Here is a 25865-nt window from a genome sequence, read left to right as displayed (position 1 = left end):
TGCCGTGGCGTTTTGCTTGATTCCCCGCACGATTCGCAGCGCAAAAAGAAAACGCCACGAACTTTCGTCCGTGGCGTCCGTTTGCGCATACAGCCGGTTCAAAAGGGGCAAGCGCGGTAGACCGCGCCTGCCCTTCTTTGCTTACCCGTTCGTCGCCGTTGCCGACGCAGGCGCCGGAGCCGCCGCCTTGTCGTAGTCGACCGGTGTATCCGGCGCGCGCGGCGCTTCGCCTGCACGCTGGATCCACCCGCCGCCGAGTGCGCGGTACAGATCGACCAGGTTCGTCCAGCGCGCCAGACGCGCGCTGATTAGCGACTGCTGCGCCGAGTACAGATCCGTCTGCGCGGTCAGCACCGACAGATAGCTGTCCACACCGTTCTTGTAACGCAGATCCGACAGGTCGAAGCGACGCTGCTGCGCGTGCTCGTTGCGCTCCAGCGCCGCGATCTGCTGGTCGTACGTGCCGCGTGCGGCCAGGCCGTCCGACACTTCGCGGAATGCCGACTGGATCGCCTTCTCGTAGTTCGCGATCTCGATACGCTTCTGCACGTTCGCGAGATCGAGATTCGCGATGTTCTGCCCGCCCTCGAAAATCGGCAGCGCGATGTTCGGCGCGAACGACCATGCCGCCGTGCCGGCCTTGAACAGGCCGCCCAGCGTCGGGCTCGCGGTACCGAACGCGGCCGTCAGCGAGATCTTCGGGAAGAACGCCGCGCGCGCCGCGCCGATGTTCGCGTTCGCGGCCAGCAGCGTTTGCTCGGCCTGCATCACGTCCGGGCGACGCGTCAGCAGATCAGACGGCAGACCAGCGGGCACGTCCGTCAGCAGGTTCTGCGCGTCGAGCGGCATGCCCGCCGGCAGGTCGTCCGGCAGCGGCTCACCGATCAGCAGCACCAGCGCGTTCAGCGCCTGCGCGCGGGCACGCGCCTGCGCCTGCTGGTTCGCGAGCGCCGTCTCGACCACCGTCTGCGCCTGACGCAGCTCGAGCTCCGAGCCCGTGCCGTTGTCGAACTGCAGCTTGGTCAGGTCGTAAGACGCCTGCGCGGTCTTCAGCGTGTCCTCCGTGACCTTCAACAGGTCATCGGTCGACAGCAGCGTCAGGTATTGATCGGCCACCTGCGACACCAGCGAGATCTCCGACGCCTGCCGCGCATACGCGGTCGACAGGTATTGCGCGAGCGCCTGGTCCTTCAGGCTCTGCACGCGGCCGAACAGGTCGAGCTCCCACGACGCCGACAATCCGACGTTGTAGGTGCGCGAGATCAGCGGCTGGCCCGTCTGCGATACACCAGCCGGGAAACGCTGGATGCTGCCCGTGCCCGTACCGTCGAGCGTCGGGAACAGCCCCGCGCGCGTGATCTGGTACTGCGCGCGCGCCGCCTCGATGTTCAGCACCGACACGCGCAGGTCGCGGTTGTTTTTCAGCGCGATCTCGATCAGCCGCTGCAGGCGCGGATCGACGAAGAACTCGCGCCAGCCGATGGCAGTCGCCGCCTGGCCGTTCGCGCTGCGCGCGCCGGCCGCGCCCGGCTGCGTCGCGTAGACGCCGCCGGCCGGGTACGCCTGCGCGACGGGTGCGTCGGGCCGCTTGTAGTGCGGCGCCATCGTGCAGCCCGTGGCAAAGAGCGCGACTGCGATTGCAGTCAAAGCGTGTTTTTGCATCATCACTGTCCCTTGTTGCCTTCGTCGCCGTTGCCCGGCTTCTCTTCGTGGTGCGAGTGCTCCTGAGCCAGGCGCAGCGCCTCGTCGACGTCTTCCCTCTCGCCGCTGAAGATCGCACGGATCTTCACGAAGAACATCGGGATCATGAAGATCGCGAGGAACGTCGCCGTGATCATCCCGCCGATCACGCCCGTACCGATCGCGTGCTGGCTAGCCGAACCCGCGCCGTTGCTGATCGCGAGCGGCATCACGCCGAGAATGAACGCGAGCGACGTCATCAGGATCGGACGCAGCCGCAGGCGCGCCGCTTCCAGCGCGGCCTCGATCGGCCCCATCTTCTCCGTCTGCTGCAGTTCGCGTGCGAACTCGACGATCAGGATCGCGTTCTTCGCGGACAAGCCCACGGTGGTCAGCAGGCCGACCTGGAAGAACACGTCGTTCTCGAGGCCGCGCATCGTGGCCGCGAGCAGCGCACCGATCACGCCGAGCGGCACGACCATGATCACCGAGAACGGGATCGACCAGCTTTCATACAGTGCCGCCAGACACAGGAACACGACGAGGATCGAGATCGCATACAGGATCGGCGCCTGCGAGCCGGACTGGATTTCCTGGAACGACAGGCCCGTCCACGAATAGCCGATACCGACCGGCAGCTTCTTCGCGAGCGTTTCCATCGCGGCCATCGCCTGACCGGTCGACTTGCCCGGTGCGGCCTGACCCTGGATTTCCATCGCCGACACGCCGTTGTAGCGCTCGAGCTTCGGCGAACCGTACGTCCAGTGACCGGTCGAGAACGCGCTGAACGGCACCATCCCGCCCGACCCGTTGCGCACGTACCAGATGTTCATGTCTTCCGGCGTCATCCGGAACGGCGCGTCGGCCTGCACGTACACCTTCTTGATCCGGCCGTCGGTGTCGAGGAAGTTGTTCACGTACTTCGACGCCCACGCGATCGAGAACGTCTGGTCGATCGCATCCGCCGTCACGCCCAACGCATTCGCCTTCTCGCGGTCGATATTGACCTTGTACTGCGGCGTATCGTTCAGGCCGTTCGGACGGACACCCTGCAGCGTCGGATCCTTCGAGGCCATCCCGAGCAGCTGGTTACGCGCGGCCATCAGCGCATCGTGGCCGAGACCGGCGTTGTCCGTCAGCTCGAAGTCGAAGCCGGCGGCCGTGCCGAGTTCAGGAATCGACGGCGGGTTGAACGGGATCACGAGCGCGTCCTTGTAGCTCCCGTAACGCCCGAACATCCGGCCGATCAGCGCCTGCACCTTCTGGTTCGCATGCTGACGCTGCGAGTAGTCCTTCAGGCGGACGAACACGAGACCCGAGTTCTGGCCGCGACCCGCGAAGCTGAAGCCGTTGACCGTGAACGCCGATTCGACGATTTCCTTCTCGTCCTTCAACAGGTAGTCGGAAATGTTCGCGAGCGTCTTCGCGGTCGTTTCCTGCGTCGAGCCCGACGGCGTCTGCACGATCACGAACATCAGGCCCTGGTCTTCATCGGGCAGGAACGACTTCGGCAGGCGCACGAACAGCAGCCCGACCGCGACGATCACGACCAGATAGATGATGAGCCAGCGGCCCGAGCGCTTGATCACGTGATGCACGCCGACGTGGTACTTGTCGCGGCTGGTGTTGAACGTGCGGTTGAACCAGCCGAAGAAGCCCTTCTTCTCTTCGTGATGCCCTTGCGGGATCGGCTTGAGGATCGTCGCGCACAGTGCCGGCGTCAGAATCAACGCGACCAGCACCGACAGCACCATCGCCGACACGATCGTCAGCGAGAACTGACGATAGATCGCGCCGACCGAGCCGCCGGAGAACGCCACCGGCACGAACACCGCAGACAGCACGAGCGCCACGCCGACGAGTGCGCCGGTGATCTGCCCCATCGCCTTGCGGGTCGCCTCCTTCGGCGACAAGCCCTCTTCGGCCATCACGCGCTCGACGTTCTCCACCACCACGATCGCATCGTCGACCAGCAGGCCGATCGCGAGCACGAGGCCGAACATCGACAGCGTGTTGATCGAGAAGCCGACCATCGACATGATCGCGAACGTGCCGAGCAGCACGACCGGCACCGCGATCGTCGGGATGATCGTCGCCCGCAGGTTCTGCAGGAACAGATACATCACGAGGAACACGAGCACGATACCTTCGAGCAGCGTCTTGACCACTTCCTCGATCGACAGCTTCACGAACGGCGTCGTGTCGTACGGATACTTCACGACGAGGCCGTGCGGGAAGAACGGTGCAAGCTCGTCGATCTTCGCGCGCACGGCCTTCGCGGTCGCGAGCGCGTTCGCGTTGGTCGCGAGCTGGATACCGAGTGCCGCGGTGGGCTGACCGTTGTACTTCGTGTCGAAGTTGTAGTTTTCGCCGCCGAGGCCGATCTGCGCGACGTCCTTCAGGCGAACCTGCGAGCCGTCCTGGTTGACCTTCAGCAGGATGTTGCCGAACTGCTCGGGCGTCTGCAGCAGCGTCGATTCGGTGATCGTCGCCTGCAGCACGGTGCCCGGCGTGGCCGGCGTGCCGCCGATCTGGCCGCCCGCGATCTGCACGTTCTGCGCGGTGATCGCCGAGCTGACGTCGACCGGCGTGAGGCCGTAGTTGGTCAGGCGGTTCGGGTCGAGCCAGATCCGCATCGCGTACTGCGAGCCGAACAGCGTGACGGTACCGACGCCGTTCAGCCGGCTGATCGGATCCTTCACGTGCGACGCCACGAAGTTCGCGAGGTCGTACTTGTTCATGCTGCCGTCTTCGGAGTTGAAGGCGAGCACCAGCAGGAAGCTGCTGCTCGACTTCGTGACCGACAGACCGAGCTGCTGCACGACCTGCGGCAGAACCGGCGTCGCGAGCGACAGCTTGTTCTGCACCTGGACCTGCGCGATGTCGGCGTTGGTGCCCGGCGCGAAGGTCAGCGTGATCGTTGCGTTGCCCGAGTCGTCACTCGTCGACGACATGTACAGGAAGTTGTCGAGACCGCTCATCTGCTGCTCGATCACCTGCGTCACCGTGTCTTCCACCGTCTTCGCGGAAGCGCCCGGGTAGTTCGCGGTGATCTGGATCGATGGCGGCGCGATCGTCGGATACTGCGAGATCGGCAGCGTGAAGATCGCCGCAACCCCGGCCAGCATCAGGATGATGGCGATCACCCACGCGAAGATCGGGCGATCGATAAAAAACTTTGCCATGAAACAGGCTCCCTGTTATTGCGCGCTCGACGCGGCGGCAGCACTCGCCGGCGCGGCGCCCGATGCGGCGGCACCGGAAGCGGCAGCGGCGCCGGACCCGGCAGCGGCCGGCGCGGCGGGGGCAGCGGCACCCGAGGCGGCATCGGCCGCCGGGGCGAGCTGCGCGGCGACGGTCTTCACGGTCGCACCCGGGCGCACCTTGTCGACGCCTTGCACGATCACGTGGTCGCCCGCCTGCAGACCGCCTTCGACGATCCAGTTCTGGCCTTGCATGCCGGTGGTCTTCAGCGGACGCGGCTCGACCTTGTTGCTGGCGTTCACCACCATCGCGATCGCCTGCCCCTTCTGGTCATGCGTGACGCCGATCTGCGGCACCAGGAACGCGTTCTCGTTCACGCCTTCCTCGATCCGTGCGCGCACGAACATGCCCGGCAGCAGCACGCGGCCCGGGTTCGGGAACACCGCGCGGATCGTCACCGAGCCGGTGGTCTGGTCGACCGTCACGTCCGAGAACTGCAGCTTGCCCGGCTCCGAGTAGGTCTTGCCGTCTTCCAGGATCAGCGACACCTTGGCCGCGCCCGGGCCGCTCGTCTTCAGGCGGCCGCTCTGCACGTCCTGGCGCAGCTTCAGCCCTTCGAGGCTCGACTGCGTGAGGTCGACGTACACCGGATCGAGCTGCTGCACGGTCGACATCAGCGTCGCCTGGCTCGCCTGCACGTAAGCGCCCGGCGTCACTTGCGAAATGCCGACGCGGCCGCTGATCGGCGACACGACATCCGTATAGCCGAGGTTGATCTGCGCGGTATCGACCGCCGCCTTGCCGGCCGCGACGTCCGCCGCGGCCTGGCCTTGCGTGGCGACCGCGTTGTCATAGTCCTGCTTGCTGACCGCGTTCGCGGCGACCAGCACCTTGTAGCGCGCGACCAGCGCGTTCTGCGTGACGAGGTTCGCCTGCGCCTTCGCGAGCGTCGCCTTCGCGCTGTTCAGCGCCGCGATGTACGGCGCCGGATCGATCTTGTACAGGCGCTGACCGGCCTTGACGTCGGTGCCTTCGGTGAATTCGCGGCGCAGCACGATGCCGTCGACCCGCGCACGCACTTGCGCGACGAGGAATGCACTGGTGCGGCCCGGCAGGTCGGTGAAGACCGGTACGGCTTGCGGCTGGACGGTGACGACGCCGACTTCCGGCGTTTGCGGCGGCGGTGCCGATTCTTTTTTCCCGCACGCGGCCAGGAAAACGGCGGCCGTCGCGACAGTGATTAAGCGGTATGGAACCCGTTCGACGCGCATGGAGCGACCTCTGTGTATAACCAATGGAATAAGTGCCGCGCCCGACCGGAGCGCAACACGGATGCGCCTCGCGGCGCAGATCGAACACCTGAATTGCTGGACTGCTGGATACAGCACGTCGGCACGAGACCTCCGTGCCGACGGGGATGCCGCGAACTGCGGACAGGTACTAGGGCGGGAATCAGCAGTGTGGGATATTAACTGATTGCCACTTGGGTCATTCGATCGTAGGGTGGTATTGTATATACATTCACGAATGTATGTAAAAAGCCCGTCTGGACTCCGCCGGCTGACCAGTCTTACAGATTGTTACCAGCAGCAAGCATAGCCGGTCTGCATGACGGCGACGAGGGGTTGCGGACCCCAAATTCACCCAAGATCGATCCAATCAGGCCTGCACATGGTCAGACGTACCAAGGAGGAGGCGCTCGAGACGCGCAATCGCATTCTCGACGCCGCCGAACACGTGTTCTTCGAGAAAGGCGTGTCGCACACGTCGCTCGCGGACATCGCCCAGCACGCCGGCGTGACGCGCGGCGCGATCTACTGGCATTTCGCGAACAAGAGCGAACTGTTCGATGCGATGTTCGACCGCGTGTTCCTGCCGATCGACGAACTCAAGCGGATGCCGCTCGACGCGCCGGGCGGCAATCCGCTCGAGAAGGTGCGCCAGATCCTGATCTGGTGCCTGCTCGGCGTGCAGCGCGACCCGCAGCTGCGCCGCGTGTTCAGCATCCTGTTCATGAAGTGCGAATACGTCGCAGATATGGAGCCGCTGCTGCAGCGCAACCGCGCGGGGATGAGCGAGGCGCTGCACATGATCGACGCCGATCTCGCGGTGGCCGTGGGGCTCAAGCTGCTGCCCGAGCGGCTCGACACGTGGCGCGCGACGCTGATGCTGCACACGCTCGTCAGCGGGTTCGTGCGCGACATGCTGATGCTGCCCGACGAGATCGACGCCGAGCAGCATGCGGAAAAACTCGTCGACGGCTGCTTCGACATGCTGCGCTACAGCCCGGCGATGCTGAAGGACGGCGACTGACCACGCGGCGCATGGCGCGCCCCGTCGCCGTCACCGTGCCGCGTCAGGCCGCCTTCGCGCGCCGCGCGCGGGCCCGCCGGTTCGACGCGGCCACCGAATCGCGCGCCGGCATCGGCGCGCCGGCCAGTCCCGCGATCCACGCGTCGGTCGACATCACCGCCGCGAAATTCGACTGGAACACCACGCCGTACGCGCGGTGAATCTCTTCGGCGCTTACCGCTCCCGCTTCGTTCTCGTAAGGCAGCGCGCCCGTCGCGTCGTTCAGGTATTCGACCTTCAGCCCCGCATGCGCCGCTTGATAGACCGTCGACGCATTGCAGTTGTGCGTCATGTAGCCGGCCACCGCGAGCGTGTCGATTCCGTGCGCGTCGAGCCACGCGGCGAGACCGGTGCCGGCGAACGAGCTTGCCTGCGCCTTCTCGATCCGATGCGCGTACGGCCGGCTGGCGACCACCGCGTGCAGCGCGACGCCGTCGGTGCCGGGCGCGAAGATCGGCGCACCGGCCGGCGCAACGTGCTGCACCACGATCACCGGCACGCCGGCCGCGTGCGCGGCGTCGATCGCGCGGCCGATGTTCGCGAGCGACACGTCGAGCGGCGGATATTCGATCGGCAGGTTGCCCGTCACGTATTCGTTCTGTACGTCGATCACGATCAGTGCACGGCGGTTGGCGGGACGGGAAGCGGAATGCGGGACGGTGTTCGACGCGGTGGCAAGCATGACGGGCTCCGGGGCCGGGAAGCGCTGCCCCGCCCCGGACCGGGGCGGCCAGCAGTGCGATGCGATGCATTGTCGGATCGCATGGCGTGCGCCGATAGTGGCCCGCCAGCCATACTTCGATAGAATCGGGCCATCACCTTTCCGAAGCCCGCCATGCTTGCCGCCGCCTCATCCGTTCCAACCGTCGTCGCCGTGATCGCGTACGACGGCATCAGCCCGTTCCACTTGTCGGTGCCGTCGGTCGTGTTCGGCAAGGAACGCGACGCGGCCGCGTCGCCCGCGTTCGAGTTCCGCGTCTGCTCGGCCGAGCGCGGCCCGCTCGCGACGACGGGCGGCTTCACGATCACCGCGCCGTACGGGCTCGACGCACTCGACGATGCGGACATCGTCATCGTGCCTTCCTGGCGCGACCCGGACGAAGCGCCACCCGACGCGCTGCTCGATGCGGTCCGCGCGGTCGCCGCGCGCGGCGCGGAGCTCGTCGGCCTGTGCCTCGGCGCCTACGTGCTCGCCGCGGCCGGCCTGCTCGACGGCCGCCCGGCCACCACGCATTGGGCGTGGGCCGACGATTTCGCCCGGCGCTTTCCGCGCGTGAAGCTCGACCCCGACGTGCTGTACGTGGACGACGGCAACCTGATGACGTCGGCCGGCACGGCGGCAGGCCTCGACTGCTGCCTGCACGTCGTGCGGCGGCGCTTCGGCTCGGACGCCGCGAACCGGATCGCGCGCCGCCTCGTGATCCCGCCGCACCGCCAGGGCGGACAGGCCCAGTACGTGCCGCAGCCGGTCGCCGCGCATCCGCGCGATGCGCGGCTCGCGGGCCTGCTCGACTGGGTGCGTGCCCATCTCGACGCCGCGCACAGCGTCGATTCGCTCGCCGAACGCGTGCTGATGAGCCGGCGCACGTTCACGCGCCACTTCCGCCAGGCAACGGGCACGACCGTCACCGCATGGCTGCAGGCCGAGCGGCTCGCACGCGCGCAGCATCTGCTCGAAACCACCGGACACTCGATCGACGCGATCGCACAGGCGGCCGGCTACGGCTCGAGCGTGTCGCTGCGCCAGCATTTCGCGGGCGCGCTCGGCACGTCGCCGTCTGCGTATCGAAGGGAATTTCGCGGCGCCGGAGTGGGTGCCGACGCGGCGCAGTGACGCCCGCCGTGCGGGCCGCGAACAGGCCGGGAAGCGGAACCGGGCGGCCGATCGCCGATCAGCCGCCGTTGATCCAGCGCGCCGCGTACAGCAGCAGCGCGACGAACACGATCATCGCCGCCCAGGCCCACACGGGCACCGTGCCGGAATCGCGATGCGGGAGCGCGCTCGCGGCACGTCCGCTCAGCGCGCCGCCGAGATGATGCGGCAGCGAACGCTTCGTCGCGGCCACCAGCGATGCCGGCCGCAGAAATACATGCTGGCGGCGCGGCGCAGCGGCGCTCGCGCGATTCGGCGCGAGACCGTGTTTCGCCTGCACGACCGCGCAGAACTCGCGGAAGAACGTGTCGGTCCATTCGCGCAGCGCATTGTCGATCTGCCGCCCCGGCAGTTCGGCGAGCGGCCCGCTCGCCGTCGCCCAGACCACGTACTCGATTCGCGTGGCGCTCGCGTCGTCATCCGGCATCAGCACGAGTTCGACCTGGCCGCGCAGCGCGCCGAGGCCGTCGGCCCGCGCCTTGAAATTGAGCACACGGCGCGGCTGACCTTCGGCGTCGCCCTGCTCAGCGGCCGCATGCGCGCGCACGTCGTAGCGGGCGCGCAGTGGGCCGAGCGGCACCGTGATCGTCAGCGCGAACTCGCCGTGCGCGAGTTTCACGAACGATTCGCAATGATCGAAACTCGCCCGCAGCAGCGCGAGATCCTCCAGCGCATCCCGCACGACAGGCGGCGCGAGCGGTACGCGTAACGTGTCGTTCAGTTCCATGATGTCTCCCCGACGAACGCGCGCCGCATCAGGACGTCTCGACGAGACTGTCGACCCGTGCGACATCGAACGCGACGTAGTGAGCAAGCACGGCCGCCGCCTCCTTCGGTTCTTCGTAACTCCATGCGGCGTTCTCGATCACGCCGTCTTCCGTCTGCAAGTCGAAATGCACGGCCTGCCCCCTGAACGGGCAGGCCGTCGTGACGCCCGATTTCACGAGCCGGCGCATGTTGACGTCGCCGCGCGGCAGGTAATGGATGTCCGGGAGCCCCGCCTCTCGCACGGTCAGCGCACCGTGCGAATCGGCATAGGTGATGCCGCGATGGATCACGCGCACGCGATGACGGTTCGGCACGATTTCGAGTCGAGGGTCGGCTGCATCGGACATCGTTTCTCCTTCGGGCGGCCGCCTGGCCGGGGCAGGAAACGAAAAAGCCACGGCACGCATGCCGTGGCTTTCATTATGGGCGAAACTCCGTCCGATTGCGCGACCGGGGGCCCGGCCGCACGCGGCGGGCTACTGCGCACTCCACTGGAACGCGGCTTTCGCACCGCCCTTCGCGCCGACCGTGACGGCGCGCGATTCCTCGCTGCCCTGGTACGACGCATGCACCGTATAGCGCCCCGGCGGCACCTTCACGAGCATGTACGGCCCGCGCGCATCGGTTTTCAGCACTTCGGCGCCCTTGCCGTCGACGATCCGGACATGCACGTCGGCCAGGAACTCGCCGCCCTTGCCGGTGAAGCGCAGCGCCAGCGGCCACTGCGACTCGCTGCGCTGGAACGCCGTCGATTCGTCCTGCCCGACGCCGCCGGACACGAAGGTGACGTCGCCCTGCTGGCGCGCGGCGGGCAAGCCGTCCGACTGCGCGTACGCGCCGGTCGCACCGGCTGCGAGGCCGGCGGCCAGCGCCGCGGCGACGGCAAATCGGGACACGTTGCGTAGATATTGCATGGCTCTCTCCTTGGGGTCGGAACACATACAGGGCGCGGCGTCGCGTGATCGAACGGCGGCGGCGCCCGCCGCGGCCGGCCGGGCCGGCCGTCGGCCGTGGCCGGTCAGCTCAGGTCGACCGGCACGAAGATCTGTGCATTATCGCGCTGGATCAGCAGAGCAAGACTGTTGCCCGCGCCCTTCACCGCGTCGCGCAACTGCTCGGGGCTCGTGACCGGACGGCCGTTCACCGCAAGGATCACGTCGCCCGGCTGGATGCCCGCGTTGGCGGCCGGGCCGCCGGCCTGCTGCACGATCAGCCCGTGCGACAGGTTGTCGGCGGTACGTTCCTGAGGCGACAGCGGCCGCACCGCGACACCCAGACGGCCCTGCTCCACCGGCCCGCCGTCGTTCGATGCGAGCTTCGCATCGGCCATCGCGCCGAGCGTCACGCTGATCGACTTCTTCGACTTGTCGCGCCAGATCTGCAGGTCGGCCTTCGAACCCGGCTTCAGGTTCGCGATCTGCGCGGGCAGCGACGTCGAATCGGCGACCGGCGAGCCGTTGACCGACAGGATCACGTCGCCCGGCTGCAGGCCGGCCTTCGCGGCCGGGCCGTTGGGGTCGACCGAGCTGACGAGCGCGCCGTCCGGCTTCTGCAGCCCGAACGAGCTCGCGAGCGTCTGGTTCAGCCCCTGCACGGCCACGCCGAGACGGCCGCGGCTCACGTGGCCCGTCTTCACGAGCTCGTCCTTCACCTTGATCGCCTCGTTGATCGGGATCGCGAACGACAGGCCCTGGAAGCCGCCCGTCTGCGAGTAGATCATCGAGTTGATGCCGATCACCTCGCCCTGCAGGTTGAACAGCGGGCCGCCCGAGTTGCCGGGGTTCACCGGCACGTCGGTCTGGATGAACGGCGTGTAGTTCTCGTCCGGCAGCGCGCGCGACTTCGCGCTGATGATGCCCGACGTGACCGTGTTGTCGAAGCCGTACGGCGAGCCGATCGCGACGACCCACTGGCCGACCTTGCTCTGCGCCGGGTCGCCGATCTTCACGGTCGGCAGGCCGCTGGCGTCGATCTTCAGCACGGCGACGTCGGACTGCTTGTCGGAGCCGACGACCTTCGCCTTGTATTCGCGCTTGTCGGTCAGCTTGACCGTGACGACGTTCGCGCCGTCGATCACGTGCGCGTTGGTGAGGATGTACCCGTCGGAACTCACGATGAAGCCCGACCCGAGGCTCGCGCTCGGCTGGTCGTCCGGCTGGGCGTCGCCGCCCATGCCCGGCACCTGGCCGTAGAAGTGCTTGAAGAACTGGTAGAACGGATCGCTCGGATCGATCGGCAGTTGCTGCTGCGGCATGCGCCGCGACACCTGCTTCACGACATGCTTCGCGCTGATGTTCACGACCGCCGGGCCGTACGTCTCGACGAGCCCGGAGAAATCGGGAATGCCGGTCTTGGCGGCGGCTTCGGCCGGCATCATGGCGGCCTGCGCGGGCGTGATGATCTGTGGATCGGCGCGGCGGGTACCGGCGAAATAACCTGCCGACAGGGCGGCCGCCACGGCGACCGCGACGGTGCCGCGCGCAAGGAATCGGGTGTTCATCGTAGGACCTCCTCGTTGTTAGGACGCAGCGTAACGACCCTGACTTAAAGGAGGCTTAATCAGCCTTAAGCGGGGCTTAAGCGGCTGCCGGCGCGCAGCCGGCCACCGCCCCTTCAAGCAGATTCGGAAGGCTGCGGGGCCGGGGCCGGCATCTCGGCATCGCGGAACACGACGCTCACGAGCAGGCCGCCCGCGGCCGCATCGCCGAGCGACACCGTCGCGCCCTGCTGCGCCGCCACGCGCTTGACGATCGCGAGCCCGAGCCCGCTGCCGGACACGTCGGCGCGCGCGCGCGCCGAGCTGTCGCGATAGAAACGGTCGAACACGCGCTCGCGCTCGTCGGCCGGAATGCCCGGCCCGCTGTCGGCGATCTGCACGCACGCGCGGCCGGCCGCGTCGCGCGTCAGCGACACGTCGATGCGGCCGCCGTCCGGCGTGTACTTCACCGCGTTGTCGAGCAGGTTGCCGAACATCACGCGCAGCGCGCCGACGTCCGCGACGACGCTCGCCGCGCGCGTTTCCTCGAAGCCGAGATCGATGTCGCGCCGCTGCGCGAGCGGCGCGTGCGCGGCCACGCATTCGGCGAGCAGCGCCTGCAGGTCGACCGGTTCGCGCATCGTCGCGCCGTCCGGCTCGGCGCGCGCGAGCGCGAGCAGTTGCTCGGTGAGGCGCGTCGCGCGCGACACGCCGTCCTGGAGATCCGCGATCGCCTCGCGGCGCGATGCGTCGTCCTTCGCGCGGGCGACGAGCTGCGCCTGGATCTGCACGGCCGCGAGCGGTGTGCGCAACTCGTGCGCGGCGTCGGCGACGAACGCCTTCTGCGTATCGAGCGCCGCCGCCAGCCGCGCGAGCAGCCCGTTCAGCGCCCGCACGAGCGGCTGCACCTCGAGCGGCAGGCGCGCGTCGGGCAGGGAATCGAGCGCTTCCGGCCGGCGCGCCTCGACCGCGCGCGTCACGCGGCCGAGCGGCGCCAGCCCGCGCCCGACGATCCCCCACACGGCCGCGCCGAGGAACGGCAGCAGCACGATCAGCGGCCACAGCGTGCGCAGCGCGACGTTCGCCGCCAGCCGGTTGCGCACCGACAGCGGCTGCGCGAGCTGCACGACGTTGTCGCCGACGATCGCGCCGTACACGCGCCATTCGCCGCGATCGGTGCGCTCGGTCGAGAAGCCGAGCTCCGCACGCGGCGCGATCGGCGCGCGCGGATGCGAGAAGTACATCAGCACGCCGTTGCGATTCCAGATCTGGATCACGATGCCTTCGTCGCCGTTGGTGCGCGAGCCGAACACCTGCGAGAACGGCTCGGACGGCAGCGCCGCTGCGATTTCCTGCAACTGGTAGTCGAACAGCTCGTTCGCTTCCGCGAGCGCCTGCCGGTAGATGAGCCAGCCCGCCATGCCCACGCCCGCGACGACGATCGCGAGCAGCCAGATCAGCAATTGATGACGAATCGACCGCACGCGTCAGCTTTCCTTGACGACCATGTAGCCGAGCCCGCGCACGTTGCGGATCAGGTCCGAGCCGAGCTTCTTGCGCAGCGCGTGGATGTAGACCTCGACCGTGTTGCTGCCGATCTCCTCGCCCCAGCCGTACATCTTCTCCTCGAGCTGGCTTTTCGACAGCACCGCGCCCGGCCGCGCGAGCAGCGCCTCGAGCAACGCGAACTCGCGCGCGGACAGCGCGACGGGCGCGCCGTCGAGCGTCACCTGGTGCGAGGCGGGATCGAGCGTCAGCGCGCCGTGGCGGATCAGCGACTCGCTGCGCCCGGCCTGGCGGCGGATCAGCGCGCGCATCCGCGCACCCAGCTCGTCGAGGTCGAACGGCTTGACGAGGTAGTCGTCGGCGCCCGCGTCGAGCCCCTTCACGCGATCGGCGACGGCATCGCGCGCGGTGACGATCAGCACCGGCAGCGCGAGCCCGCGCCCGCGCAGCGTGCGCAGCACGTCGATGCCGTCGCGCTTCGGCAGACCGAGATCGAGCAGCAGCAGGTCGTACGTCTCGCCGCCGAGCGCCGTGAGCGCGGCGTCGCCGTCCTGCACCCAGTCGACCGCAAAGCCGTCCGAGCGCAGCGCCTTGCGCACGCCCTCGGCAATCATTCGATCATCTTCGACAAGCAGAATCCGCATCGGGCCACGCATCCATGGGGCGAGTCAAACACGGCGACCATTGTAGCGCCGCGAATCGCGTGCGCGGCGTGCAATGCAACAGTAAGGCGGATTGCAAGGGGCCTGCCCCGACTTGTCTCTACAATGTGCGCTTCGGCGCCCCTGCGCGTCCTGCCCGAGCCCCTGCTTTTCCCGTATTCGCCCATGCCGATTTCCGATCTTTCCGCCCGGTTCGCCCCTCGCGCCCGCGCCTGCCTGCGGGCGGCCGCCGTCGTCGCCACCTGCACGGCCCTCGCGTTCGCACCGTCCGCGCAGGCCCGCAAGCATTCCCCCAAGGGAGCGCGCAAGACCGCCGTCGTATCGCCCGCCGCGCGTGCGGCCGGCCTGCCGGCCTCCGTGCTCGTCGCGCTGCAGCGCGCGAAGGTGCCGGCATCGGCGATGAGCGTCGTGGTCGAGCGCGTCGGCGATCCGCAGCCGCTGATCGCTTGGAATGCGAGCCGGCCGATGCTGCCAGCCTCGACGATGAAGCTCGTGACGACCTTCTCGGGCCTGTCGATCCTCGGCCCCGACTACCGCTGGCGCACCACCGCGTACACGGACGGCACGATCGACCCCGACGGCACGCTGCAGGGCAATCTGTACATCAAGGGCACCGGCGATCCGAAGCTCGTGCCCGAGGAGCTGATCGACCTCGTCGACAAGCTGCGCAAGGCCGGCGTCAAGCGCGTGGCCGGCGGCCTCGTGCTCGACAAGAGCTATTTCGCGGCGTCGACGCGCGACCTGCCGTCGTTCGACGACGATGCGAGCGCGCCGTACAACGTCGGCCCCGATCCGCTGCTGTACGCGTTCAAGGCCGTGTCGTTCACGGTCACGCCGGGCGAAGACGGCAAGGTCGCCGTCGACGTGCTGCCGCCGCTCGCGGATCTGTCGATCGACAACCAGCTCGTCGAAGGCTCGGGCTCGTGCAGCGCGGCCGCCGCGGCCGCGCGCCCGACGCTGAGCGCCGGCGGCGGGATCATGACCGCGTCGTTCGCCGGCGACTACCCGCTGCGCTGCGGCGCGCACACGACCAATCTCGCGATCCTCGATCACACGACCTTCTTCGCGCGCGGCTTCCTCGCGCTGTGGCAGCAGGACGGCGGCACGATCGCGGGGCCGGTGAGCGAAGGCAAGGTGCCGACCACCGCGCGGCCGCTCGCCGTGCATCACAGCCCGGTGCTCGGCAGCATCGTCTACGACATCAACAAGTTCAGCAACAACGTGATGGCGCGCAACCTGTTCCTGACGATCGGCGCGGTCAGCGGCAAGCCGCCCGCGACGCCCGAGCAGTCGAGCCGCACGATCCAGGCGTTCCTGCAGAAGAACGGCATCGCGATGCCCGACCTCGTGCTCGAGAACGGCTCGGGGCTGTCACGTGAGGAGCACGTGAGCGCGCTGTCGCTCGCCGCGCTGCTGCAGGCCGCGAACGCGAGCCCCGTCGCGCAGGCGTTCGTCGATTCGCTGCCGATCGCCGGCATCGACGGCACGATGAAGAACCGCCTCACCAACGCGGGCGTGCTCGGCAACGCGCACATCAAGACCGGCACGCTGCGCGACGTGCGCGCGATCGCAGGCTACGTCGCCGGCGCCGACGGCCAGAGCTACATCGTCGTCAGCTTCATCAACAACGATCACGCGGAGGGCGCGCGCGCCGCGCACGACACGCTGCTCGAGTGGGTCTACGCGGGCGCGCACTGACGGCCCGCGCACCGCGCATCGGGTCGCCCTGGCAGGGCGGCCCGTGCGGCTTCCCCCACCACGCCGCCCGCGAAATCCCGCGCCGCGCGGTTTGAAACGCCCCCGTCACTCTCGCGCCACGCGCCGCGCGCGCACCCCCGCCGCAAAACAGGGCCGCACCGCCCGGCCCCGTGCAGTACGGATTCCGTAGAAACCCTGTCCTCAGAGGGAACCCTCTACGCTGCCCCCTCGCCTAGCGCGTAGCGATTGCGTAGGCTGTTGGCCTGACGATATCTACAACGGGCCACACGCCCGGCCTGATGGCTTGCAGGGGAACGAAGGAGACACACGCCCATGCGATTCGACGTCGAATTGCTTCTGCTCGCGCTGGCGCCCGTCTTCCTGCTCTGCATCGCGTGGGAGGCCTGGCACCTCGCGCGCACCCGTGCGCAGGACCGTATCTACGCGTGGCGCGACACGCTGTGCAACGCGGCGCTCGCGCTGATGCACCAGGCCGCCGACAAGCTCGCATGGCTGTTCGTGATTCCCGTCTATGCGTACTGCTACCGGCACTATCGCGTCTACACGTGGCACGACGGCTGGCTGTCGTTCGCGGTGCTGTTCGTCGCTCAGGACTTCCTCTACTACGTGTTCCATCGCGCGAGCCATCGCGTGCGCTGGCTGTGGGCCGCGCACGTCGTGCACCACTCGTCCGAACGGATGAATTTCTCGACCGCGTTCCGCCAGAGCCTGATGTACCCGGTCGCGGGCATGTGGCTGTTCTGGCTGCCGCTCGCGTTCGCCGGCTTTCCGCCACAACAGGTCGTCGGCATCGTGCTGATCAACCTCGCGTTCCAGTTCTTCGTGCACACGCAGGCGATCGGCAAGCTCGGCTGGCTCGAATACGTGCTCAACACGCCGTCGATCCACCGTGCGCACCATGCGCGCAACGCGCGCTACATCGACCGTAATTACGCAGGCGTCCTGGTGATCTGGGATCGCCTGTTCGGCAGCTATGTCGAGGAAGCACCCGACGATCCGCCGCAGTACGGCATCGTCGAGCGGCTCGGCTCGAACAACCCCTTCGTCGCGACGTTCCACGAGTGGGTGTCGATGGCGTCCGACGCGTTGCGCGTCGACGGATGGCGCAACAAGCTGCGCGCGATTTTCGGCCCGCCCGAATGGGCGAGCGCTTATCATGCGCAGATTGCCGAGGCCGCGAACCTGGATCCGCGCACCGAGCCGCTGGCGGCTGCGCGCGATCGATAAACCGTTTCAGCCAACGGCCGCCGCGCAGCCCGGAACCGAGCAGGCACGCGGCAGATGAGAAACACATCAGGCCATATCTACGAGGAGATCGAACGATGCAGACACAACAACACGCACCTTCCCGCAGCCGGCAGCGCATGCTGCGCACCGCGCAGGTCGCGATCGCCGGCGCCGCGCTCGCGCTGCTCGCCGCATGCGGCGGCGGTGACGACAACAATGGCAGCAGCGCGTCGAACACGCCGCCGTCGGGCGTGAAGATGCAGGTCGTGTCGTTCGGCGACAGCCTGTCCGACGTCGGCACCTACTCGCAGATCAAGCTCGGCTTCGGCGGCGGCCGCTTCACGACCAACCCGGGCCAGGTCTGGACGCAGGACGTCGCGCAGTACTACGGCGACACGCTGCAGCCCGCGAACCAGGGCGGCTTCGGCATTCCGCTGCAGGCCACCGGCGGCCTCGGCTACGCGCAGGGCGGCTCGCGCGTGACGCTGCAGCCGGGTATCGGCCATGCGGACGCCAGCGTGCCGAACCCCGACTACGCACAGGCGACCACCACGCCGATCGCGGACCAGGTCAAGCAGTACCTGACGCAGCACGGCAGCTTCAACGCCGGCCAGATCGTGCTGATCAACGGCGGCGCGAACGACATCTTCTACCAGGCCCAGGTCGCGCAGGCGCAAGGCAACACGCCGGCCGCGCAACTCGCGGCCGCACAGGCGATCGGCCTGGCCGCGCAGCAGCTCGGCGGGATCGTCCAGCAGATCGTCGCGGCAGGCGCGACGCACGTGTTCGTCGCGAACGTGCCGGACATCGGCGGCACGCCGCTCGCGCTGCAGGGCGGCACGCAGGCCGCGTTCACGCAACTGTCGGGCCTCTTCAACCAGACGCTCGCCGGCACGCTCGCCGCGCTGAAGGTCGACACGACGAAGGTCGCAGTGGTCGATTCGTTCACGTGGCAGGACGGCATCGCGGCCAACTACCAGGCGAACGGCTTCAGCGTGTCGAATACCGACACCGCCTGCAACCTGAAGGCGATGGTCCAGGCCGCCACGCAGTACGGCGTCGCGAACGCGACCGCGTTCGGCTCGTCGCTGTTCTGCTCGCCGCAGACCTACACGGTCGCGAACGCGGACCAGACCTACATGTTCGCCGACACGGTCCACCCGTCGACGCATCTGCATGCGCTGTTCGCGCAGTACGTCCAGCAGCAGATCGCGAAGTCCGGCGTCGGCAAGTAAGCCGCCGGCCACGCGCCCAAACGAAAACGCCCGACCGGTTCGCCGGTCGGGCGTTTTTTGTTGGTGCGGATGGATGCGGACGGATGCGTCAGTCGCGCGCTTCGAACGCGGCCGCCGCGCGGCCGAGGCGATCGTTAACCGCGATCCATTCGACGGTCTCGGGCAGCTTCTCGACCAGGATGCGCGCGACCTGCGCGCGGTCGAGCGCCCGCAGCATCCCGTACAGCTCCCGCGCATACGCCTGCGGATCTTCCGGCGCCGCGATGAAATGCACGCCGTCGGCCTGCGCCCAATGCGCTGCCCGCGACGCGCGGGCGACGAGCGCGACGCGTTCGCCATCGGCTTGCGCGGCCGCGAGCAGCGGCTCGAGCGCGTCGAACGGCAGCAGCGCGAGCGGCGTGCGTGGCGCGTAATGCGCTTTCAGCGTGCCCGATGCGCGGGGGGCCGTCGCGTCGCTGCCGTCCGGCAGCTTCGGCGCGCGGCCGAGCACGTCGGCGATCTGTTGCGGCGTCACGTGGCCCGGGCGCAGCAGCGCCGGGAAGCCGCGCGACAGGTCGAGGATCGTCGACTCGATACCGACTTCGGACGCGCCGCCGTCAAGCACGTGCACGGTATCGCCGAATTCGTCGCGCACGTGCTGCGCGGTCGTCGGGCTCACGTGGCCGAACCGGTTCGCGGACGGCGCCGCCACGCCGCCGTGGCCGCCGCGCCGTGCGCTGAATGCAGCCAGCAGCGCCTGCGCGACCGGATGCGACGGACAGCGCAGCCCGACCGAATCCTGCCCGCCGCTGACGGCATCCGGAATGCGCGCGTGGCGCTTCAGGATCAGCGTGAGCGGGCCCGGCCAGAACGCGTCGATCAGCAAGTGCGCGTCGGCCGGCACGTCGTCGGCCCAGTAGCCGGGATCGCCACCGGGCGGCAGATGCACGATCACCGGATGGTTCGCGGGCCGCCCCTTCGCCGCGTAGATGCGCGCGACGGCCTCGGGGTTCGCCGCATCGCCGCCGAGCCCGTAGACGGTTTCGGTCGGAAACGCGACGAGCTGGCCCGCGTCGAGCAGCGCGGCGGCCGCGTCGATCTGCGCGGGCGTCACGTGCGTCGGGAGATCGATGGACATCGGCCCGCGCCTCAGTCGAGCGACACGCGCAGCAGTTGCGCGCATGCGGTGGCCGCCGCGACGGCTTCGTCGCGCGTCTCGGCCGTGAAGTTCACGTGGCCCATCTTGCGGCCGACGCGCGCTTCTTCCTTGCCGTACAGGTGCAGGTGGGCGGCCGGCATCGCGGCGACCGTGTCCCACGGCGGCGTGACGGCCTCGGCCGCCGCACCTGCGCCGGTCGCCCCGTTGGGGAACCACACGTCGCCGAGAATGTTCAGCATCGCGGCCGGCGAATGCTGGCGCGGATTGCCGAGCGGCATGCGCGTCATCGCGCGCACCTGCTGCTCGAACTGACTCGTTGCGCACGCATCGACCGTGTAGTGGCCGGAGTTGTGCGGGCGCGGCGCCATTTCGTTCGCGACGAACGAGCCGTCTTCCAGCACGAAGAATTCGACGCACAGCACGCCGACGTAGCCGAGCGTATCGGCGATCCGGATCGCCGCCTGCTGCGCCTCTTCGACGCGCGCGGCATCGGCCGCCGGCGCCGGCACGACCGTCAGCGCGAGGATGCCGTTGTGGTGCACGTTCTGCGCGAGCGGGAACGCGGCCGAGCGGCCGTCCGCGCCGCGCGCGATCAGTGCCGACACTTCGTATTTCAGCGGCAGGCGCTTCTCCAGCACGCACGGCACGCCGCCGAGCGCGGCATGCGCGTCGCGCGCCTCCTGCGCGGTGGCGACGCGCACCTGGCCCTTGCCGTCGTAACCGAGGCGGGCGGTCTTCAGGATGCCCGGCAGCACCGCGGTAAGCGCCGCATCGTCGAGCGCGGCGAGCGCCGCCGCCGATTCGATCACGACGTGCGGCGCGACCGGCACGCCCGATGCCTCGATGAAACGCTTCTCCGCGATGCGATCCTGCGCGACCGCGACGCAGCGGCCGGCCGGCGCAACGAACGTCGTGCGCGCAAGGAAATCGAGGCTCGCGGCCGGCACGTTCTCGAACTCCGTCGATACGGCCTCGCACAGCTCGGCCAGCTCGGCGAGCGCGGCTTCGTCGTCGTACGCCGCGCGCAGGTGGCGATCGGCGACCGCGCCGGCGGGGCTCGCCGGATCGGGATCGAGCACCGCGACGCGATAGCCCATCGACTGGGCGGCAAAGCAGAACATGCGGCCGAGCTGGCCACCGCCGACCATGCCCAGCCACGCGCCGGGCAGGATCGGGGAAACGGAATCAGGAGTTGCGGTCATGTCAGTGATCGGTCGCGGCGGAACGCGGAACGGCCCGCCGCAGTAGGAAAATCCGGCGCCGGCCGCGTCGTGCGGCCGCGCGCCATGCCGTCATTCCAGCGGCGGCAGCACCATCGCGTGCGCGGCTTCGTTCTGGCGCACGCGGAATGCAGCGAGCCGGTTCGCGTAGTCGACCGAGTTGCCGGACAGGATCGACACCGCGAACAAGGCGGCATTCGCGGCGCCGGCCTCGCCGATCGCGAACGTCGCGACCGGCACGCCCTTCGGCATCTGCACGATCGAGTGCAGCGAATCGACGCCCTTCAGGTACTTGCTCGCGACCGGCACGCCGAGCACGGGCACCGTGGTCTTCGCGGCCAGCATGCCGGGCAGGTGCGCGGCGCCGCCGGCGCCCGCGATGATCGCGCGCAGCCCGCGCTCGCGCGCCTTCTCCGCATAGTCGAACATCTCGTCGGGCATCCGGTGCGCGGACACGACCTTCGCTTCGTACGGCACGCCGAATTCCTGCAGGATGGCGACCGCATGCTTCATCACGTCCCAGTCGGAACTCGAACCCATCAGCACGCCGATGAGCGGCGCGCTGTGCGTGTGGGCAGTCTGAATTTCGCTCATGTCGTCGGTACCTCGATCAGGCGAGCGACTGGCCGGTGATGCGCTCGAGCGCTTCCTGGTACTTCGCGGCCGTCTTCTCGACGACGTCGGCCGGCAGCGCCGGCGCCGGCGCCGTCTTGCCCCACGGCTGCGCCTCGAGCCAGTCGCGCACGAACTGCTTGTCGAACGACGGCGGATTGGTGCCCACTTCGTACTGGTCGGCCGGCCAGAAGCGCGACGAATCGGCGGTCAGCACTTCGTCCATCAGGTACAGCTTGCCGTGGTTGTCGAGGCCGAATTCGAACTTCGTGTCGGCAATGATGATGCCGCGCGTCGCCGCGTAGTCGGCCGCTTCCTTGTACAGCTTGATCGAGATGTCGCGGATCGTCGCGGCCAGCTCGGTGCCGATGCGGCGCTCGGTTTCTTCGAACGTGATGTTCTCGTCGTGCTCGCCCATCTCGGCCTTCGCGGCCGGCGTGAAGATCGGCTCGGGCAGCTTCTGCGCGTTCTGCAGGCCTGCCGGCAGCTGCACGCCGCACACGGCGCCCGACGCCTGGTATTCCTTCCAGCCGCTACCGGCCAGGTAGCCGCGCACGACCGCTTCGATCATGATCGGCTCGAGGCGCTTGACGACCACGCCGCGGCCCTTCACCTGCTCGACCTCGTCGGCCGCGACGACCGCTTCCGGCGCGTCGCCCGTCAGGTGGTTCGGCACGATGTGCGCGAGCTTGTCGAACCAGAAGTTCGCCATCTGGTTCAGCACGCGGCCCTTGTTCGGAATCGGCTCGCCCATCACCACGTCGAACGCCGACAGGCGATCGGTCGTGACGATCAGGAGCTTGTCGTTGCCGACCGCGTAGTTATCGCGAACCTTGCCGCGACCGAGGAGCGGCAGCGAGCGGAGCGTGGATTCGTAAAGGGTAGACATCGTCTTTTCGCAGATAAGGAGCCAAACAAAAAGGGAAACGCCGTTCCCCGCGGCAGGCGGGAACGGCGGTCTTGCAATACGTCGGCGAACCGGCGGGCGCAACGCCCGAGCGGCTGCCGGCCGGCCCTTGTTCGGCCGGACGGAACGGCTGCCGGGGCCGGATCGAATCCGGCCAACCGGGCGGCCAGCCCGTGCCCGGCGGCAAAACCGGGCGGGGCAAATCGTACTACAGTCTCAGCGCACGACCTGTGCGAGCGCGCCCGACTTGTACTGCTCGGCGATCTTGTCGAGCGACACCGGCTTGATCTTGCCGGCCTGGCCTTCGCAGCCGAACGCGAGGTAACGGTCGACGCACACCTTCTTCGCGGCTTCGCGCGCGGGCTTCAGGTAGTCGCGCGGATCGAACTTGCCCGGGTTCTCGAACAGGTAGCGGCGGATCGCGCCGGTGATCGCGAGACGCAGGTCGGTGTCGATGTTGATCTTGCGCACGCCGTGCTTGATGCCTTCCTGGATTTCCTCGACCGGCACGCCGTAGGTTTCCTTCATGTCGCCGCCGAATTCGCGGATCTCGGCCAGCAGTTCCTGCGGCACCGACGACGAACCGTGCATCACCAGGTGCGTGTTCGGGATGCGCGCGTGGATTTCCTTGATGCGCTGGATCGACAGGATGTCGCCCGTCGGCTTCTTCGAAAACTTGTACGCGCCGTGCGACGTACCGATCGCGATCGCGAGCGCGTCGCACTGCGTGAGCTTCACGAAGTCGGCCGCCTGCTCCGGATCGGTCAGCAGCTGCTCGCGGGTCATCGTGCCTTCCGCGCCGTGGCCGTCTTCCTTGTCGCCTTTCATCGTCTCGAGCGAGCCGAGCACGCCGAGTTCGGCTTCGACCGTCACGCCGATCGAGTGCGCCATCTCGACGACCTTGCGCGACACGTCGACGTTGTACTCGTACGATGCGACCGTCTTGCCGTCGGCTTCGAGCGAACCGTCCATCATCACGCTCGTGAAGCCGCTGCGGATCGCGGCCGTGCAGACGGCCGGCGACTGGCCGTGATCCTGGTGCATCACGACCGGGATGTGCGGATACGATTCGACCGCCGCCTCGATCAGGTGGCGCAGAAACGGCTCGCCCGCATACTTACGCGCGCCGGCCGATGCCTGCATGATCACGGGCGCGCCGACCTGATCCGCCGCCGCCATGATCGCCTGGACCTGCTCCAGGTTGTTCACGTTGAAGGCCGGCAGGCCGTAACCGTGCTCTGCCGCGTGGTCCAGCAATTGACGCATTGATACGAGAGGCATTGTGGAACTCCTTGGAATGAAAACCGGTGCGCCCTGACGCCGGCGCGGCGCTCGCTCCCCTCTGAACCGGGACGGCGCGGCGCGGCTGAGCGTCGAATAGCCGCATTTTATCGCGAAGCGCCTCCGATTCCGACCGCCCGGAGCGCCCCGCTCGCAATTTGTTACGTTCGCACGGCACAATGCGGCCAAAAAAGAGAAAAAAAGCCGCGCGGGGCTTCGGACCCCGCGCGGCTTTTGCGCAAAAAACGGTGCCAAATCAGCCTCGGCCGATCCGGGCCGCCGGCCCGCGGGCCGGCTCGATGCGGCTTAGCCGGCGCTCAATAGTGCTCGCCGACCCGCACGATCTTCAGCGTGTTGGTGCCGCCCGCCTGCCCCATCGGCTCGCCGACGGTCAGCACGACCATGTCGCCGTGCTGCACGTAACCCTGCTTGACGACGATCTCGAGCGCCGCCTGCAGCGCCGAATCTCGGTCGCTGTTGAAGTCGACGTGCAGCGGCGTCACGTTGCGGTACAGCGCCATCGTGCGCTCGCTGCCGACGCGCGGCGTCAGCGCGAAGATCGGCACGTGCGTGTAGTGACGCGACATCCACAGCGCCGTCGCGCCCGATTCGGTCAGCGCGATGATCGCCTTCGCGCCCAGGTGGTACGCGGTGAACAGCGCGCCCATCGCGATCGACTGGTCGATCCGCGTGAACGTGCGATCGAGGAAATCCTTGTCCAGCTCGACTTCTTCCGACTTTTCCGCCTCGACGCACACGGCCGCCATCGTCTCGATCGTGACGACCGGATACTTGCCGGCGGCCGTCTCGGCCGACAGCATCACCGCGTCGGTGCCGTCGAGCACCGCGTTCGCGACGTCCGATACTTCCGCGCGGGTCGGCACCGGCGCGTAGATCATCGATTCCATCATCTGCGTCGCGGTGATCACGAGCTTGTTCGACTCGCGCGCCATCCGGATCATCCGCTTCTGCAGCGCCGGCACGGCCGCGTTGCCCACTTCCACCGCGAGGTCGCCGCGCGCGACCATGATGCCGTCGGACGCGTCGAGGATGCTCTGCAGCGCCGGAATCGCCTCCGCCCGCTCGATCTTCGCGATCATCTTCGGCTTGATGCCGTACGGCGCGCCCGCGATGTTCGCGAGCTGGCGCGCCATTTCCATGTCGGTCGCATTCTTCGGGAACGACACCGCGACGAGGTCCGCGCCGAGCGACATCGCAGTGCGGATGTCTTCCATGTCCTTAGCGGTCAGCGCCGGCGCCGACAGGCCGCCGCCCTGGCGGTTGATCCCCTTGTTGTTCGACAGCTCGCCGCCCACCTTGACGGTCGTGTGAATCTCGTCGCCGAGCACGCGCTCGACGGTCAGCACGATCAGGCCGTCGTTCAGCAGCAGCAGGTCGCCCGGCTTCAGGTCGCGCGGCAGCTCCTTGTAGTCGAGGCCGACGCGCTCGTCGTTGCCGAGTTCGCAGCCCGCATCGAGGATGAACGGCTGCCCCGGCACGAGCGTGGTCTTGCCGTTCTCGAACTTGCCGACGCGGATCTTCGGGCCCTGGAGGTCGGCCATGATCGCGATCTCGCGGCCGACCTTGCGGGCGGCCTCGCGCACCATTTCGGCGCGCTGGCGGTGATCGTCGGCCGTGCCGTGCGAAAAATTGAGCCGCACGACGTCGAGGCCCGCCTGCATCATCTGCAGCAGAATCTCCGGCGAACTGGATGCCGGGCCGATCGTGGCGACTATCTTGGTGGCGCGCTGCATGAAACTCCTCATCTGGATCAAGGTGGATGCGCTGGGTGAAACGCTGCGAGAGCCGGAAGCGGCAGGCCCAGCGGCCGCCGCTCCGGGGGGCGTGCCGGTGCTGGCGCCCGGCATCGCTTTGTTCTGAAATTCGTGGTGCTGCACGGCCGCGTCGCCGGCGGCCGCCGGTGCGCGCGGGGCGGTGTTCGCCCGCGCGGGCGCGCGTTTGCGCTTGCCCGCGCCGGCCGGCTGCTCCGCTTTCGCGGAGCGCG

22 protein-coding genes are annotated in these 25865 nt (G+C 68.3%); 6 read left to right on the top strand and 16 right to left on the bottom strand.

Annotation, left to right across the window (positions count from 1 at the left end; genetic code table 11):
• Positions 1 to 141 precede the first annotated feature (141 nt).
• From HWX07_RS23590 to HWX07_RS23580, 3 genes are read right to left on the bottom strand one after another with little or no spacing between them, the layout of a single operon-like run.
• Positions 142 to 1665 (bottom strand): efflux transporter outer membrane subunit, encoded by a 1524-nt coding sequence (locus HWX07_RS23590; RefSeq protein WP_175877859.1) that lies wholly within the window; start codon positions 1663 to 1665, stop codon positions 142 to 144.
• Entirely contained in the window at positions 1665 to 4865 is a 3201-nt protein-coding gene (gene bpeB, locus HWX07_RS23585) for an efflux RND transporter permease BpeB (protein WP_175877858.1), read from the bottom strand. Before bpeB ends, HWX07_RS23590 begins: the two co-directional genes overlap by 1 nt.
• 15 nt (positions 4866 to 4880) lie before the next feature.
• Complete coding sequence (locus tag HWX07_RS23580; protein ID WP_011546093.1) at positions 4881 to 6155, bottom strand: efflux RND transporter periplasmic adaptor subunit; 1275 nt, start codon at positions 6153 to 6155, stop codon at positions 4881 to 4883.
• A 400-nt stretch (positions 6156 to 6555) separates the two neighbouring features.
• Here HWX07_RS23580 and HWX07_RS23575 point away from each other — a divergent pair, with 400 nt between their 5' ends.
• On the top strand, positions 6556 to 7197 hold the full coding sequence (locus HWX07_RS23575) for a TetR family transcriptional regulator (protein ID WP_124701443.1): 642 nt from the start codon (positions 6556 to 6558) through the stop codon (positions 7195 to 7197).
• 43 nt (positions 7198 to 7240) lie between these two features.
• Here the strand turns inward: HWX07_RS23575 and HWX07_RS23570 are convergent, their stop codons facing one another.
• Positions 7241 to 7918 (bottom strand): cysteine hydrolase family protein, encoded by a 678-nt coding sequence (locus HWX07_RS23570; protein ID WP_175877857.1) that lies wholly within the window; start codon positions 7916 to 7918, stop codon positions 7241 to 7243.
• 153 nt (positions 7919 to 8071) lie between these two features.
• On the opposite strand from HWX07_RS23570, the gene HWX07_RS23565 reads away from it, so the two are divergent.
• Entirely contained in the window at positions 8072 to 9070 is a 999-nt protein-coding gene (locus HWX07_RS23565) for a helix-turn-helix domain-containing protein (RefSeq protein ID WP_175877856.1), read from the top strand.
• 58 nt (positions 9071 to 9128) lie between these two features.
• Here the strand turns inward: HWX07_RS23565 and HWX07_RS23560 are convergent, their stop codons facing one another.
• The 6 genes from HWX07_RS23560 to HWX07_RS23535 all read right to left on the bottom strand — a co-directional run bounded on the left by HWX07_RS23560 (position 9129) and on the right by HWX07_RS23535 (position 14503).
• Complete coding sequence (locus tag HWX07_RS23560) at positions 9129 to 9836, bottom strand: SRPBCC domain-containing protein (RefSeq protein WP_027809965.1); 708 nt, start codon at positions 9834 to 9836, stop codon at positions 9129 to 9131.
• A gap of 28 nt (positions 9837 to 9864) precedes the next feature.
• Complete coding sequence (locus HWX07_RS23555; RefSeq protein ID WP_006477955.1) at positions 9865 to 10224, bottom strand: DUF427 domain-containing protein; 360 nt, start codon at positions 10222 to 10224, stop codon at positions 9865 to 9867.
• Positions 10225 to 10353: 129 nt separating this feature from the next.
• Positions 10354 to 10791, bottom strand: a complete 438-nt coding sequence (locus tag HWX07_RS23550) for a carboxypeptidase-like regulatory domain-containing protein (RefSeq protein ID WP_175877855.1) — start codon at positions 10789 to 10791, stop codon at positions 10354 to 10356.
• A gap of 104 nt (positions 10792 to 10895) precedes the next feature.
• Entirely contained in the window at positions 10896 to 12377 is a 1482-nt protein-coding gene (locus tag HWX07_RS23545) for a DegQ family serine endoprotease (RefSeq protein ID WP_175877854.1), read from the bottom strand.
• A 113-nt stretch (positions 12378 to 12490) separates the two neighbouring features.
• The gene (locus HWX07_RS23540) at positions 12491 to 13837 is read right to left on the bottom strand and encodes an ATP-binding protein (protein WP_175877853.1); all 1347 of its coding nucleotides are present in this window, start codon (positions 13835 to 13837) and stop codon (positions 12491 to 12493) included.
• Between the two features lie 3 nt (positions 13838 to 13840).
• On the bottom strand, positions 13841 to 14503 hold the full coding sequence (locus HWX07_RS23535) for a response regulator (RefSeq protein ID WP_006481728.1): 663 nt from the start codon (positions 14501 to 14503) through the stop codon (positions 13841 to 13843).
• A gap of 183 nt (positions 14504 to 14686) precedes the next feature.
• Here HWX07_RS23535 and dacB point away from each other — a divergent pair, with 183 nt between their 5' ends.
• The 3 genes from dacB to HWX07_RS23520 all read left to right on the top strand — a co-directional run bounded on the left by dacB (position 14687) and on the right by HWX07_RS23520 (position 18702).
• Positions 14687 to 16219, top strand: a complete 1533-nt coding sequence (gene dacB / locus HWX07_RS23530; RefSeq protein WP_175877852.1) for a D-alanyl-D-alanine carboxypeptidase/D-alanyl-D-alanine-endopeptidase — start codon at positions 14687 to 14689, stop codon at positions 16217 to 16219.
• Between the two features lie 333 nt (positions 16220 to 16552).
• Entirely contained in the window at positions 16553 to 17467 is a 915-nt protein-coding gene (locus tag HWX07_RS23525; protein ID WP_175877851.1) for a sterol desaturase family protein, read from the top strand.
• 95 nt (positions 17468 to 17562) lie between these two features.
• Complete coding sequence (locus HWX07_RS23520) at positions 17563 to 18702, top strand: SGNH/GDSL hydrolase family protein (RefSeq protein ID WP_175877850.1); 1140 nt, start codon at positions 17563 to 17565, stop codon at positions 18700 to 18702.
• Between the two features lie 88 nt (positions 18703 to 18790).
• On the opposite strand, the gene HWX07_RS23515 is transcribed toward HWX07_RS23520, so the two are convergent.
• From HWX07_RS23515 to pyk, 6 genes are all read right to left on the bottom strand, one after another.
• A complete protein-coding gene (locus HWX07_RS23515; RefSeq protein ID WP_175877849.1) occupies positions 18791 to 19819 on the bottom strand; it encodes an L-threonylcarbamoyladenylate synthase in 1029 nt (342 codons plus the stop codon).
• Between the two features lie 11 nt (positions 19820 to 19830).
• Positions 19831 to 21042: a 5-(carboxyamino)imidazole ribonucleotide synthase gene (locus HWX07_RS23510; RefSeq protein WP_175877848.1), complete on the bottom strand. Its 1212-nt coding sequence runs from the start codon at positions 21040 to 21042 to the stop codon at positions 19831 to 19833.
• 90 nt (positions 21043 to 21132) lie between these two features.
• Positions 21133 to 21654 (bottom strand): 5-(carboxyamino)imidazole ribonucleotide mutase, encoded by a 522-nt coding sequence (gene purE / locus HWX07_RS23505; RefSeq protein ID WP_006477946.1) that lies wholly within the window; start codon positions 21652 to 21654, stop codon positions 21133 to 21135.
• A 16-nt stretch (positions 21655 to 21670) separates the two neighbouring features.
• On the bottom strand, positions 21671 to 22561 hold the full coding sequence (locus tag HWX07_RS23500; RefSeq protein ID WP_006477945.1) for a phosphoribosylaminoimidazolesuccinocarboxamide synthase: 891 nt from the start codon (positions 22559 to 22561) through the stop codon (positions 21671 to 21673).
• A 234-nt stretch (positions 22562 to 22795) separates the two neighbouring features.
• Positions 22796 to 23860: a class II fructose-bisphosphate aldolase gene (gene fba, locus HWX07_RS23495; protein ID WP_006481730.1), complete on the bottom strand. Its 1065-nt coding sequence runs from the start codon at positions 23858 to 23860 to the stop codon at positions 22796 to 22798.
• A gap of 317 nt (positions 23861 to 24177) precedes the next feature.
• Positions 24178 to 25614 carry a pyruvate kinase gene (gene pyk, locus HWX07_RS23490; RefSeq protein ID WP_011546106.1) on the bottom strand — a complete coding sequence of 479 codons (1437 nt, stop codon included), beginning with the start codon at positions 25612 to 25614 and terminating at the stop codon, positions 24178 to 24180.
• On the opposite strand from pyk, the gene HWX07_RS37200 reads away from it, so the two are divergent.
• Positions 25613 to 25741, top strand: a complete 129-nt coding sequence (locus HWX07_RS37200) for a hypothetical protein (RefSeq protein ID WP_256093618.1) — start codon at positions 25613 to 25615, stop codon at positions 25739 to 25741. The genes pyk and HWX07_RS37200 overlap by 2 nt on opposite strands.
• The last annotated feature ends 124 nt before the right edge of the window (positions 25742 to 25865 follow it).

The sequence above is a fragment of the Burkholderia sp. BCC0097 genome (genome assembly GCF_902832985.1).
In the GTDB taxonomy this organism is placed as follows: Bacteria; Pseudomonadota; Gammaproteobacteria; order Burkholderiales; family Burkholderiaceae; genus Burkholderia; species Burkholderia orbicola.
Note: the sequence above shows the minus strand (reverse complement) of the source record. Positions and strands in the feature narration are given on the sequence as shown.